Here is a 13,597-nt window from a genome sequence, read left to right as displayed (position 1 = left end):
GTGGAAAATTTGTACTATTATAGCGTAATAATTGAAACTAAAAAAGACTTGAGCCGAGGCAGGACTTCAAATTTTCAAATTTTAATTTTCAGCCCGATCGGACTGGTGTCCATTTTGACTTTCCTTACACTTTTTCTGGGTATTTGGAGGATTTCCGGTCCCGAACAAAACCCTTTCAATGCTATAATTCTCTCTTTGAGTTTTTGGAAAGATGGTTTTTTTAGCCTTTTGGCATTTACCCTCCAAATGATGATGGTCCTTGCTTTCGGGTTTGCCTTGGCCATATACAGACCAATCAATGAAGCCTTGAGGAATTTATCGGCCAAACCAGGAAACCTATCTGAAGCGGTTCTTTTGGTAGCTGCCGTTTCGCAGTTCGCAGGACTGTTAAACTGGGGGTTTGGATTGATTACCGGGGCTTTGTTAGCAAGGTTTGTTCATCTGGCTTTGGTCGAAAAAAAGCAAAAATCAAATCCTGAATTGCTGGCAGCATGCGGGTATTTAGGAATGGCGGTTTGGCATGGGGGATTATCCGCTTCCTCCTTATTAAGCATAGCGGAGGCCAAGCATGGTTTAGCAAATGAAATTGGGATTATTCCAGTCACAGAAACTATTCTTTCAATCCAAAACCTGGTTGTTACCCTCGGGTTGGTTCTTGTTTTTGGTCTTACAGCCTTTATTATCAGTAAAAAATCTGCCCAAGAATATCAGGAAAATGAAATGCAAAATTTCCCCAGTGTTTCTCAAGGGAAGGAGGATCAATTAGCCCTCTGGTTAGGCCTTTTGTTTTTAGTGATATTGATGCTGGATTTGGTTTTTGGAGGAAATAGGGGATTGTCTTCAATTTCCTTGAATTGGGTGATCTTTTTACTTTTCGGATTATCTCTGATTTTTTATCGATCCTGGAATAATTTTATGATAGCTACCAAAGAGGGATTAAAAAGTTCTTTAGACATTTTCATTCAGTTTCCCTTTTATGGTGGGATAATGGGGGTAATCTTAGGCTCAGGATTGCTCGTTGAATTAGCTGGCTGGACAGCCTCATGGGCAACAGAAAGCACTTTCCCTCTATTTACTTTTTATTCTGCTGCCTTGGTGAATTTTTTCATTCCTTCAGGAGGAGGGCAGTGGGCAGTTCAGGGACCCCTGATTATGAAAACTGCAGAGATTTTAAAGCTTTCCTTTGCCAAAATGGCCTTGGCATTTGCTTACGGAGATCAGATCAGCAATTTACTTCAGCCCTTTTGGGCACTGCCACTTCTTTCCATTTCAGGTGTATCGGTTCGAAAGCTACTTCCATACTGTTTGATGTTTTTTGGGGTTGGAATAGTATTCTTGAGTTTGATGATCTGGCTTTTTCTGTAATTCTAGGAAGATTGAAAATCTTGCCTCTCAGGTCTATCAGGAACCATTGTAATACACGAGAGGTTATCTTTTTGTCTGCTTTTCCCTATATTCGCAGACGAAAAATTGAACCTTTTATCCACCTTAAAATATCCAAACAATGGCTTTTGATATCGAGATGATCAAAGAGGTGTATGCCCGGATTCCCGAGAGAATCGCTGCAGCGAGAAGCGCTGTGGGTCGTCCGCTTACTTTGACTGAAAAAATTCTTTATGCCCACTTGACAGAAGGCGCTGCTTCTCAAGCATATGAGAGAGGAAAATCCTATGTGGATTTTCAGCCTGATCGAGTAGCAATGCAAGATGCTACTGCTCAAATGGCACTTTTGCAATTCATGCAGGCTGGTCGAGACCAGGTAGCTGTACCTTCCACTGTTCACTGTGATCACTTGATTCAGGCTGAGGTAGGAGCGGAAAAGGATTTAAACAAGGCCAAGGACAAAAACAAAGAAGTTTATGACTTTTTGGCCTCCGTCTCCAATAAATACGGAATTGGTTTCTGGAAGCCAGGTGCGGGTATCATTCACCAAGTAGTATTGGAAAACTATGCGTTTCCGGGCGGAATGATGATCGGTACAGACTCCCATACTCCAAATGCCGGTGGTCTAGGTATGATCGCAATCGGCGTGGGTGGGGCTGATGCCTGTGATGTAATGGCTGGCTTACCTTGGGAACTTAAATTCCCGAAACTTATCGGGGTGAAACTTACCGGTAAGATGTCAGGTTGGACTTCCGCCAAAGATGTGATTTTGAAAGTAGCAGGTATTCTTACTGTAAAAGGTGGAACTGGTGCTATCGTAGAATATTTTGGTGAGGGTGCCAGATCACTTTCTGCGACTGGCAAAGGCACTATCTGTAACATGGGTGCAGAAATCGGTGCTACTACTTCTATCTTCGGATATGATGAAAAATCTGCTGCTTACCTACAAGGAACAGGACGTGCAGACATTGCCGAAATGGCCAATGGGATTGCTGAGCACCTGACTGGAGACGCTGAGGTATATGCGGATCCACAGAAATATTTTGATCAAGTAATCGAAATTAACCTTTCTGAGCTTGAGCCACATGTCAACGGACCATTTACTCCTGATTTGGCATGGCCTATTTCAAAATTTGCTGCAGCAGTGAAGGAAAATGGCTGGCCGGCTAAATTGGATGTAGGATTGATCGGTTCTTGTACAAACTCTTCTTACGAAGATATTTCAAGAGCTGCTTCCTTGGCACAACAAGCAGTTGATAAAAAGCTTACTGCGAAATCAGAATACACCATCACTCCTGGTTCTGAGCAAGTTCGTTTCACTGTGGACAGAGACGGCTTTTTGGACACCTTCGGTAAAATGGGCGGTGTAGTTTTGGCTAACGCTTGCGGTCCTTGTATTGGACAGTGGGCTCGTCATGGTGCCGAAAAACAAGAAAAGAACTCCATCATCACTTCTTTCAATAGAAATTTTGCGAAGCGTGCTGATGGTAACCCAAATACACATGCCTTCGTGGCTTCTCCTGAAATTGTGACTGCTTTGGCTATTGCAGGTGATTTGACCTTCAATCCGCTGACAGATACCTTGACCAATGCAGACGGTCAGCAGGTGAAATTGGACGAGCCAAAAGGTCTTGAGCTTCCTACCAAAGGTTTTGCCGTAGAAGATGCTGGATATCAAGCTCCCGCTGAAGACGGATCCAAAGTTCAGGTAATTGTAAGCCCTACTTCTGATCGACTTCAATTGTTGGATTCTTTTCCTGCTTGGGAAGGTACCGACTTGAAAGGCTTGAAGCTTTTGATCAAAGCAAAAGGCAAGTGTACCACTGACCACATCTCTATGGCAGGACCATGGTTGAAATACAGAGGTCACTTGGATAACATTTCCAACAACATGTTGATCGGCGCAGTCAATGCTTATAATGATGCGACCAACAGCGTGAAAAACCAATTGACTGGCGCATATGGAGAAGTTCCTGCCACTCAGAGAGCATATAAAGCTGCCGGAATCGGTTCTATCGTGGTTGGAGATGAAAACTACGGAGAAGGTTCTTCCAGAGAACATGCAGCTATGGAGCCTCGATTCTTGGGTGTACGTGCGATTCTGGTAAAATCTTTTGCCAGAATTCACGAAACAAACTTGAAGAAGCAGGGAATGTTGGCTTTGACTTTTGCCAATCCATCTGATTATGATTTGGTACAGGAAGATGATTCGATTGATATCTTGGGCTTAACTTCATTTGCTCCTGGAAAACCTCTCGAAATCGTTTTGAACCATAAGGATGGATCCAAGGATGTGATCAAAGCCAATCACACCTACAATGAAGGTCAGATCGGATGGTTTAAGGCGGGTTCCGCACTCAACTTGATCAAGGATAATTCTTAATTATAAACTCAACTCCAATAAAAGCCGTGGCAATCTTGTTACGGCTTTTATTTTTCCCTTTTATGAAAATAATCCAAGCTAACTCCTGGAAAGTTTTTTCAATTGCTTTCGCCTTTTTGATCACTTTTTCTCATTGGAGTGTTGCACAAAACGAGAGTGACGAAAGAGCTTTAATTAATGTCAAAAATGGCATTAGCATTTCACAAGACTCTTTATTTCTGCTCAATCTTCGGTTCAGAATGCAAAATCGATTTGGCTTCCGCACCGAAAGTGGGGAGGATTTGTCAATTGAGCAGACAGATTTCAGAGTACGCAGATTGAGATTGCGTTTGGATGGCTATGTGCTAAACCCAAGGATCCAATATTATATTCAGTTAGGATTTTCTAAATCCGATTTAGACTTAGATGGAGGTGATTTTGCTCAGCCTATTCGGGACGCCATTGTCTATTATCACTTCACCAAAAACTTTTATGTTGGATTCGGCCAGTCCAAACTTCCGGGGAATCGTGAACGTGTAGTGAGTTCAGGAAATTTGCAGTTTTCAGATCGATCCATTGCCAATGCAGTATTTACTCTGGATCGCGATTTTGGATTCTTCGGATATTATACTCTGCCTACCAAAGGCAAGGCTATCTACCAACTCAAAGGAGCTATAAACACCGGGGAAGGAAGGAACCCATCCCCGGGAGACAATGGATTGAGTTATACGGGGAGGTTTGAATTTTTGCCATTGGGTAATTTCAAAAACAACGGAGATTATTCCGAAGGTGACTTGGAAAAGGAAGAAAGTCCAAAGCTGTCTTTTGGATTAAGCTACAATTGGAACGAGGGAGCCATGAGATCTCGTGGCCAGCTCGGGGCCTATCTATATGAAAAAAGAGATCAAGAAATCCTCATTGCTGATTTCATGTTTAAGTATTTGGGTTGGGCAGCCATGGGTGAGTTTTTTCAGAGGGACTCCCCAAATCCCTTTACTCAAAATGATTTTGGGGCAACTCGGGTTGTTTGGGTCGGGAAGGGCTATAATTTTCACCTAAGCCGAATGCTAGGAAGAAAATCTGAATTAGCGCTTCGTTATGCTGCAGTACTTCCGAAAAAGGAGTTGCTGGGCTATGAAAACCGCATGGATGAATCAGTAATTGGGTATTCACGTTACCTGAATGGACATAGGATAAAAATTCAGGGAAACCTTGGATATTCTTGGGCAAATGAAAAACCACTGCTGAGAAACACAGAAAATTTTTGGTTTGGGATATTCCAGGTCGAATTTGGAATCTAATTGATTTCAAAAAAATGTATTTATAAATAAAAAAATTTGGTATGAAATACAAATTACTGTATGTTTACCGATGATTAACAAGGATTGCCAAACTCAATAGTAATATCACCCAGGCATAACGTTTTTGATGCAGGATCGAGGAATCAATAGCACTTTCAAAAAGATCATTTACGAATCTTCGGAAATGGTATTTCTTGCTGATGATACCTATCCGTATTCGATTTTTTATGGAAATGAATCCTTTGAAACTCAAATTGGAGAGTCCCTTGAAGAAAGGAGTCTTGTTGGACTGGGCTTGGACATTACTGCCTATATTTTTAAAGAGGAGTTAATCCTAAGTCACGGACCCAAGGATTTCTCATTTCATTTAGAACTTCCACAGGAAAGTGGCTCTAATTATTTCCTTTTTTACAAAGGAAAAGAAGTAAAGACCCAAGGCCTGCCATCCAAAAAGGAAGCTTATAAGTTTTTCTCTTCGGACCTGGATCTGATCGCCATAGGGAAAAATGAGGTCTTGACCTACGTCAATCCATCTGTTTCAGCTGTTTTAGGCTACTCTCCAGAAGAACTATTGCATACCAACCTTTGCCCATTTCTTCTGGAGGAAGAATTGCCTCAAATTCACAGCTTGTGGAAATCGCTGAAAGATGAGCCAAAAACAGTGACTCTAACGGTTAAGTTTAAATCCCGGAATTTTGGATTTAAATCTTTGGAGTGCTCTGTTCGCTTGGAAGGTGATTTATTCTTTGTAATCGCGAGGGATGTTACCCAAAGGGAACAGACCATTCAGGATACAAAAATGCTGGAGAAGCTTTTGAGTGTTTCTTCTGGATATTCTGCTGCTGCCCGTTGGAGCTATTATACAGACTCTGGACTATTGGAGGTAGAATCGAATTCTTTGAAGGACCTCCCGATTGTCAAAACTGGAGGTATTGAAGAGAGTGACCTGTTTGAAAGCCTCAAAGATCGGATTCATAAAATCCTAGAAAATAAGACGAGCTCTGATCAGCTTATTTCTGCAAATCTTGAATTTGATAAAGGCGTTGAGATTGAGCTCTCGGGATTTCAATCCAAGGAAAATAGTTCGGTATTTCTGGGAGTAGTTAGAGATAAATCCAGCTTAAAACAACTTCAAGAAGAGCTCGATTTTCAAAAAATACTCTGGCAAGAAAGTCCTGAGGCAATGCTTGCTGTGGACCAGGAAGGAAATGTTGTTTTCAAAAATCATGAAGCATTACAGATTTTTGGAATTGAAGGGGAGCGAAATCTAATCCATCTGTCAGATCTGAATGTCTTTTTTGAAGAAGGTGAAAGTTGGACAGATTGGGTTAAAATTCCTAGCAAAGAAAAGTTCGTCACCCGATTCTCAACACTTCTGATCAATGAAAAAGGGAATCAGCTGACCTTAGAGGTGGCAACCAAGAAAATTGAAGTTCAAGAAAGAGAGCTTATTCTAATTTCTTTCAGAAATATCTCTGAAAAAATCACCTTGGAAAAATCACTGGAAGAAAGCAGTGACTTCCTCATGAATCTCACCGAGCAGGTGCCTGGTGGATTGTACCAAATGGTGCTGAATTCGGAAGGCCAGATGAATTTCTCTTTCCTTTCAAAAGGTATCAATACGGTTCTTGGACTTTCCCAAAATGAGATTTTGGAGTTTAAGGATATTTCTGTGGCTATCGCCAAAGTTCATCCTCAGGATTTGCCCCAGGTGATTATGAGTTCTGTGGCTTCCGCAAGGAAACTCGAACCTTGGCAGTGTCAATTCAGAGTGAAATCAGAGGATCCGAAAGAGCCTTATCGATGGGTTTTAGGCGCTGCAAGGCCTCAATCCCTTGAAAATGGCGACATGGTGTGGTACGGATATCTTACGGATATCTCCAAGCAGAAAGAATTTGAATCCAAACTGGATGAGGCTAGAAAAACAGCTGAAAAGGCCAATCAGATCAAGTCGGATTTCTTGTCCATGATTTCACATGAATTGAGAACGCCACTGAATGCGATATCAGGGACGGTTTATTCTCTTTTCCAGGAGAATCCGACAGAAACCCAAAAGACAGCCCTCAAGACCATCAATTTTGCTGTCGATAATCTGATTATTATGATTAATGATTTGCTCGATTTTCAAAAAATCGAAGCAGGCAAGCTGACCATAGAGAAAAATCCACTTAACCTACATGAGCTTTTGGATCAGGTAATGAAAGGCTTGTCCTTCCATGCCAAAGACAGTCAAAATAAACTCGAGCTTCATCTTTCCGAAGGGATCAATACTTGGGTAAAAGGAGATAAGACCAGACTTTCTCAAGTTTTGAATAATTTGATTACCAATGCTTTGAAATTCACAGCTAAAGGTAATGTGGATGTCAGCGTTAAATTGGTGTCTCAAAAAGCTCAAAAAATCAAGGTGTATTTTGAGGTGAAGGATACAGGTATTGGAATTGCTCCGGAAAATCAGGATAAGGTCTTCAATGATTTTGACCAGGTAAGACCAAGCTTCAGCACAAAATATGGAGGTACCGGGCTGGGACTATCCATTACCAAGAAACTTTTAGCTCTTATGGGAGGAACAATCTCCCTTGAATCTGAATTGGGTAAAGGAAGTAAGTTTTTCTTTGAACTTGAATTTGACAGGGTTGGGGATGTCCCACAAACCATACCTCCAAGTCCTTTGATAGCAGCCCCTTCTTATGAAGGCCTGCACCTGTTGATGGCCGAAGACAACGACGTCAATGCTTTGGTTTTGGGGAAGATTATCAAAAAATGGGGCTATACTTTTGATCGGGCACTGAATGGAGTAGAAGCTGTGGAAGCAGCAAAAAAAGGAAATTATGATTGTATTTTAATGGATATCCAAATGCCGGAAATGGATGGTTTTGAAGCAACCAAAGCCATCAAAAAGTTTTCGGATTGTCCAGTAATAGCACTTACTGCCGCCGCCAAACTTGAGATCATGGAGAAAATCGAAGAATGCGGATTTGAGGGATTCGTGGCAAAACCCATCGATGCAGCAGAATTATTGAAGCGAATCAAAGAAGTGATTCACGAAAAGAATCACAAATCCTGAGCTTTTTGAAGGTATTCTTTGACCAAGTCCATTTCTGGATACTTGGTCTCCAACTCGGATAAATATTGTAAGGCCGAAATTTTATCTCCTTTTAACACATAATAAATGCCTTTATTTCTCAAGGAATATGGGTTTTTCGGATCCATTTGGATGCTTTGATTGATCAACTGCAATCCTTCCTCCAGCTCTCCAGTGAACAAAAGATAAAGTCCCTTATTGTTGTAGAAATAAGCCTGTCGATTATCCAAGGTGATAGCTTTTTCCACCGCCTGAAGTGCTTGGGAATATTCCTTTTCTTCGAAAAGAATCATGGATCTCAGGTTATGTAGGTTTGGCTCTTCAGGGTTGAGTTCTTCTGCACGATCCAGGATTTGCTTGGCTTTGTTGAATTCTTTTTGATAAAAAAGAATGGTGGCCTGATTTACCAGCAAGTCCGAGTTGTCTGGAGCAAGAGCGATCGCTTTTTCAAAAGAATTGAGGGATTCTGGATAATTTTTGAGCTTTTCTTCTGTCAAACCAGCCAGGAAAAAAGACTTCCAATTCTTATTGTCGAGGTTTTTCAACCTTTCAGCGTCTTCGCGAGCCTTATAAAATTCCCCATTATCCAAATAGGTTAAGCCTCTTTGAAATATTGCCTCGAAATATTCGGGATTTATTTGAATCGCTTTTGAAAAATCTCCGATAGCTTCTTCCAATTGATTGAACCTCAAGTGAGCCAAGCCTTTATTATAATAAGCATCCGCAAACGTGGAGTCCAAGGCAATAGCTTCCTGATAGAATCCGATAGCACTTTTCGGATCGTTTTCCTTCATCTTTTCATTTCCTTTCAGGAGGAATCGGCCTTTTTTGTCTTCCAAACTATCGCAAGCCAAGACAAGACAAATGGAAAATAATAGGATGCAAACTCTACTCAGTATTCTCATCTTCCGGAATATATTTTTTGGAATCTTTTTCTTCGCCCAAAAGTAAGGCAAAAGGCTTGGTGTGCTCAGATAAATCGAAAATTTCCCTCAAAATAGCCAAGGTGGGAATCACGAGGATCATCCCCGCAATGCCCCAGATCGACGCCCCAATCAGCAAGCCCAGAAATGTGATGAAGGCGTTTAGGTTTACATTTCCTCCGACAATTTTTGGGGTCAGAAAATTCCCCTCCAGCATTTGGATGATTTGATATACCCCTAAAATCAGAATAGGGTACAGAATGCTGTCCATCGTAAGGAAAGAATAAATCACAGGCAAGGTCACTCCAATCAAAGGCCCTACATATGGAATTATATTGAGAATGGCGCCAATCAAACCGAAGAAAACGGCATGTTTCACGCCAATGATAGAGTAGGCCGTGATGTTTAGAATAGCCAGAATCACCATGACTTTCCCCACTCCCACAATGTAGTTTTGAATTAACTTTCTCAAACTGGTGATCCTCATTTTCACCAAGGAAGGATCCTTGTCCCGGTAGATCATGACCATCATTTTGGTAAGGTGATCCCGATACAACAAAAGGAAGAACATGAAAACGGGAATCAAAATCAAGCCTGTCAATGAGCCAATCGCATTGAGCGCAAAGGAGGTAATACTTTGACTGTTCTTATTGAGGTATTCGAGGATGGCCTTGGAATCTATCTTTTCCTGTAGGTTTTCCTTTATCCCAAAGGTGGAGTTAAGCCAAGCATCAAATTCCCCAGCCATGACAATTAATCTGTTGGAGACATTACTGAAATCCTTGGTGAAGCTCACCACATTCCCGATGATAAAGCTGATCAGCCCTGCTACAATCACCCCCATCAGTAACAAGGAAATGATGCAGGAAATGGTTCTTGGCACTTTATGTTTTTCGAGATAATTACTAAGCGGAGTGAAAAGAATTGCGAAAAACCCTCCCATAAACAGGGGTACCAAAAGACTTTTTCCCACGATTAAAAAAAAGACCAGCGCGATAATGAAAAGCATCACCGTGAGGGCTTTCAGATAGGCGGGGATAATAAAGGCAGTTGGCTTCATAGCTAAAGGAATCTATTTGAAAATAGCAGGATGTATCCAATTAAACCAGTTAATTAGGAATAAGTCCAGACCTCTTGAGTAATGCTTCCTGCTTAGGTTCTCTTCCTCTGAATCTTTTGAATAGCTCTAAGGGATGCTCAGTTCCCCCGGCAGAGAGGATGTTTTTTTCAAAGGATTGAGCTGTTTCCGAGTCAAAAATTCCTTTTTCCTGAAATAACTCAAAGGCATCTGCATCCAGGACTTCAGCCCACTTGTAGCTGTAATATCCGGAGGAATATCCGCCTTGGAAAATATGCGAAAAGCTGGTACTCATCATCGTTCCCGGAGTTCTGGGGAGAAGATCAGTTTTTTTCATGATCTCTGTTTCAAATTCCTTCAAGTCCGTGATCTGGACTGGGTCTTGACCGTGATAGGCCATATCCAGCAATCCAAAGCTAATTTGTCGGACAGTCAGGTAGCCTTGTTGGAAATTGGCGGCATCCTTAATCTTCTGAATCAGGTCTGCAGGAATTTTTTCTCCTGTCTGATAATGGCGTGCAAATAGATCCAGGCATTCTTTTTCGTAACACCAGTTTTCAAAAATCTGAGATGGAAGTTCCACAAAATCCCAATACACGCTGGTTCCAGAAAGGCTTTCATACGTTCCTCTCGCCAAGATCCCATGTAAAGCATGCCCAAATTCATGGAAAAGTGTTGTCACTTCATTGAAAGTCAAGAGACTTGGGCGGGTTTTGGTAGGCTTGGTGAAATTACAGACGATGGAAATGTGCGGTCGGCTGTCGCCGGATTCGTCACGAAACTGACCTTTGTAGGAAGTCATCCAAGCCCCATTTCTTTTTCCGGGTCTTGGGAAGAAGTCAGCATATAGGACAGCAAGATGTTTTCCTTCCCGGTCCATAACTTCATAGGCAGTCACTTCCGGATGATACACAGGAATTTTTTCATTTTTCTGAAAAGTGATCCCATATAGTTTTCCGGAGGTCAAAAACACCCCTTCGATTACATTTTCGAGCTGGAAATAGGGTCTCAATAACTCATCATCCAATGCATATTTTTCTTTTTTAAGAAGCTCTGAATAATAGGCAAAATCCCATTTTTTCAAATCCTCCAGTCCGTCCAGGTTTTTTGCAAAATCTGCAACTTCTTTGACATCTTGCTCTGCTTTTGGCTTTGCTTTTTTCAAAAGTGATTCCAAAAACTCAAGGACTGATTCCGGGCTTTTTGCCATTCTTTCCTCTAATACAAAAGCTGCATGGGTAGAATATCCCAAAAGTTGAGCTCTTCGGTGTCGGAGAGTCAAAATCTGTTTGATGTTTTCCTGGTTATCCAGTTCGTCCCCTTTGGAAGCTTTGGTGTTGAAAGCCATAAAAAGGGTTTTTCGCAATTCCCTGTTTTTGGCATAAGTCATTGCCGGGATATAGCTTGGATAGTCCAGCGTGAAGGCCCACATTCCTGGCTTCCCTTTTTCTTCTGCAATCTGTGCCGCTGCCTCCTTGATTCCCTCAGGAAGGCCTTCCAAGTCTGATTCATTTTCTACAAAGTGGACAAACTTGTTGGTCTCGGCGAGTACATTTTCTCCAAACTTGAGACTGGTTTGTGCCAATTCTTGGTCAATTTTCCGCAATTCATTGGCTTGCTCAGGAGAAAGTTTGGCTCCGTTTCGGACAAAGGATTTGTAGGTTTTATCCAAAAGTGTCCATTGTTCCGGAGTAAGCGATTCTTTTGCGCTGTTTTGAAAAACTTGCTCCACTCGCTGGAAAAGCTCTTGGTCCAACAGAATGTCATTTGAGTGTTCTGTCAAAAGAGGAGAAATTTCCCGCGCCAACTTTTGAATTTCATCATTGGTCTCTGCGGAATTTAGATTGAAAAAAGTAGCGGAAATAACTCCGAGTTTTTTCCCAGAACGGTCCAAGGCTTCGATGGTATTTTCGAAGGTTGGCAGAGGTTCTGTTTTAATTTTTTCAATTTCTTCCTTAGCCAAACAAATGGACTCCTGAATGGCCGGTAGAAAATGTTCTGTTTGGATTTGATCGAATGGAGGGGTATGAAAAGGCGTGGCAAATTCTGCCAAAAGTGGGTTAGTCATAGCGTTGTAATGTACTTTACTCGGTAATTAAACTGGGCTTTCCCATTTGGGTTCCAGCAAATGGCCGACTTTTTTTAATTCAGCATCCAATTTACCAATTTGTTCAGTAAAGCTCTCCAATTGCCAAGGGTGAAACTTGATAGTTAAAGACTCTTGTATGCTTTGATCATAAGAATCAAAATCTCCTAACCCGAAGTATGCCTCAGCCCGGTTGACTAAAATCCAATACTTCTGGGCATTGTAGTATTCTTGTAGTTCTTGGCCTTCCTTGGTTCCATTGTTGATCAGTTCTTGGTCATTTTCTTCTTTTTCAGAGATTAATTCCCAGTCTCTTTCACATAAGACAAGAATTCTTTGCCAAGTCCGTCTTGCAAAAACCAAGTCTGCGATTCTTTCCTGATCCTTGTCTACTAAAGAGGAAGTAGCGTGATAAACCAGAGTCAAGGCAAGGTTGATTCCGTTGTATCGATTGTTCAGTAGATAGTAACTTCTTTGGTAATACAAAATAGAATCCTCTAAATGATTGGCTCCTTCACCGCATTCGTAAAGCTTTTTCTTCACTGCACCTGCCGAGGAGACAGTCTCGGGATCATTAGTATGAGCTAAATTGATGGATTCGAGAAGTTTCAGTGACTCGTATAGGGAAGCTACCAAATTTGGCTCAGCGGCCTTGTAGGTGGTAAAAGCAAGCCGATGAATAATGTAAACGTCCTTTTGTCCAGAGAGGAGCAGGGCTGATTGAAACAAATGCTTGGCTTTGGAAAACTCCTTGGTGTCTATGGCGTCTTCAGCCTCTTGAATGATCAGAGATAGTGCTTTACCAACCTCCGGGGGTGGAGAAGTACGGTCAGATTTTTCCACAGCCTTTTCAATTTCGGCCTGTAGTTTAGGAGGAATCAGGGAGTTGAGGTAGGTATAGACCGGACTATCGGGTTCCTTTTTATCCAAGACTTGTTGGATGACATTTCCCAATACTTCCCGAAACCTTTCCACTTCCTCATAATCTATGGCATCTCCGAGATGCTGATACCCATGAATCAGAATATGGTTCAAATCAAAGGGATACATCAATTTATCTTCGGAAATCACCAAAGTGGTATAAGGCCGAAGGGCATGTCGGACTCCCAGCTCATAAACCGCATTGGCATTCAGTGTGGAAAGGTCTGCAATGACCAAGTCAGCTTGGAGGAGCTCCCGGTACATTTGAACATCAATGGATCCAGAATGGGTAATTTCATCTGCCCTGACACACTCCAATCCCTTGGATTCCACAACGGGCTTGATCAACAATCGGTAGGATTTGTTGAGGTCAAGTTTTCGGCCATTGATGTAATCGGTTTTAGTGCCAAAACCCATCACCACGAAACACCTTTTGTTTGAATTAGTCATTTTGAAAAAAA

The 13,597-nt window shown here is 41.7% G+C and carries 8 protein-coding genes; 4 read left to right on the top strand and 4 right to left on the bottom strand.

Annotated elements, in window-relative coordinates; translation table 11 throughout:
• From G458_RS0100755 to G458_RS0100740, 4 genes are all read left to right on the top strand, one after another.
• Nucleotides 1-1,365 carry a TIGR00366 family protein gene (locus G458_RS0100755; RefSeq protein WP_026950202.1) on the top strand — a complete coding sequence of 455 codons (1,365 nt, stop codon included), beginning with the start codon at nt 1-3 and terminating at the stop codon, nt 1,363-1,365.
• A gap of 139 nt (nt 1,366-1,504) precedes the next feature.
• Nucleotides 1,505-3,766, top strand: a complete 2,262-nt coding sequence (locus G458_RS0100750; RefSeq protein WP_026950201.1) for an aconitate hydratase — start codon at nt 1,505-1,507, stop codon at nt 3,764-3,766.
• Nucleotides 3,767-4,005: 239 nt separating this feature from the next.
• A complete protein-coding gene (locus G458_RS0100745; protein ID WP_245579208.1) occupies nt 4,006-5,046 on the top strand; it encodes a porin in 1,041 nt (346 codons plus the stop codon).
• Nucleotides 5,047-5,173: 127 nt separating this feature from the next.
• Nucleotides 5,174-8,110, top strand: a complete 2,937-nt coding sequence (locus tag G458_RS0100740) for an ATP-binding protein (protein ID WP_026950199.1) — start codon at nt 5,174-5,176, stop codon at nt 8,108-8,110.
• On the opposite strand, the gene G458_RS0100735 is transcribed toward G458_RS0100740, so the two are convergent.
• Genes G458_RS0100735 through G458_RS19980 form a run of 4 tightly spaced genes read right to left on the bottom strand, consistent with a single transcriptional unit; the run spans nt 8,098 to nt 13,586 of the window.
• Nucleotides 8,098-9,033, bottom strand: coding sequence for a tetratricopeptide repeat protein (locus tag G458_RS0100735; RefSeq protein WP_026950198.1), 936 nt, complete (start codon nt 9,031-9,033; stop codon nt 8,098-8,100). The two genes, G458_RS0100740 and G458_RS0100735, sit on opposite strands and share 13 nt — an antisense overlap.
• The gene (locus tag G458_RS0100730) at nt 9,017-10,111 is read right to left on the bottom strand and encodes an AI-2E family transporter (RefSeq protein WP_026950197.1); all 1,095 of its coding nucleotides are present in this window, start codon (nt 10,109-10,111) and stop codon (nt 9,017-9,019) included. The genes G458_RS0100735 and G458_RS0100730 overlap by 17 nt, the downstream gene beginning before the upstream one ends.
• Nucleotides 10,112-10,160: 49 nt before the next feature.
• Entirely contained in the window at nt 10,161-12,197 is a 2,037-nt protein-coding gene (locus tag G458_RS0100725) for a M3 family metallopeptidase (protein ID WP_026950196.1), read from the bottom strand.
• 27 nt (nt 12,198-12,224) lie between these two features.
• Nucleotides 12,225-13,586: a tetratricopeptide repeat-containing protein gene (locus tag G458_RS19980; RefSeq protein WP_035467605.1), complete on the bottom strand. Its 1,362-nt coding sequence runs from the start codon at nt 13,584-13,586 to the stop codon at nt 12,225-12,227.
• Nucleotides 13,587-13,597 lie beyond the last annotated feature (11 nt).

The organism is Algoriphagus mannitolivorans DSM 15301 (assembly GCF_000429425.1).
Taxonomy (GTDB): Bacteria; Bacteroidota; Bacteroidia; order Cytophagales; family Cyclobacteriaceae; genus Algoriphagus; species Algoriphagus mannitolivorans.
This window is presented reverse-complemented; position numbering and strand designations above follow the sequence as displayed.

What these genes read in the sequence shown, in the direction of transcription:
- G458_RS0100735 (WP_026950198.1), bottom strand. Translation starts at nt 9,033, where the DNA reads ATGAGAATACTGAGTAGAGTTTGCATCCTATTATTTTCCATTTGTCTT.
- G458_RS0100730 (WP_026950197.1), bottom strand. Translation starts at nt 10,111, where the DNA reads ATGAAGCCAACTGCCTTTATTATCCCCGCCTATCTGAAAGCCCTCACG.
- G458_RS0100740 (WP_026950199.1), top strand. Translation starts at nt 5,174, where the DNA reads ATGCAGGATCGAGGAATCAATAGCACTTTCAAAAAGATCATTTACGAA.
- G458_RS19980 (WP_035467605.1), bottom strand. Translation starts at nt 13,586, where the DNA reads ATGACTAATTCAAACAAAAGGTGTTTCGTGGTGATGGGTTTTGGCACT.
- G458_RS0100725 (WP_026950196.1), bottom strand. Translation starts at nt 12,197, where the DNA reads ATGACTAACCCACTTTTGGCAGAATTTGCCACGCCTTTTCATACCCCT.
- G458_RS0100745 (WP_245579208.1), top strand. Translation starts at nt 4,006, where the DNA reads ATGCAAAATCGATTTGGCTTCCGCACCGAAAGTGGGGAGGATTTGTCA.
- G458_RS0100750 (WP_026950201.1), top strand. Translation starts at nt 1,505, where the DNA reads ATGGCTTTTGATATCGAGATGATCAAAGAGGTGTATGCCCGGATTCCC.